Below are 232 nucleotides of genomic sequence, written 5' to 3'. Positions count from 1 at the left end.
AGTGAGGGGGCTTTTTATGCATAAGGGGTGTGCGGTCATATTGGCTGCGGGTACTGCGTCCAGAATGGGCACGGCGAAACAGCTCCTTACACTGCACGGCTGCTCGATGCTGGAGCAGGTGATCAGACTGGCGCTTGCCATCGACTTTTCGCGGGTCATTGCAGTCATCGGTCATGAAGAAAATCGTATCCAGCAGAGCATACATGTTGCCGATCCGCGTTTTCGATGGGTG

Annotated in this window: 1 protein-coding gene; it reads left to right on the top strand. The window is 54.7% G+C overall.

Going from position 1 to position 232, the window contains the following annotated elements; all coding sequences use genetic code 11:
- Positions 1-16 precede the first annotated feature (16 nt).
- Positions 17-232 (top strand): NTP transferase domain-containing protein (locus tag SB775_RS34210; protein ID WP_410865739.1); only part of this gene is annotated, 216 nt, incomplete at its 3' end.

The organism is Peribacillus sp. SIMBA_075 (genome assembly GCF_046534585.1).
The sequence above is the reverse complement of the archived record's forward strand: the minus strand, read 5'-3'. Positions and strand labels throughout refer to the sequence as shown.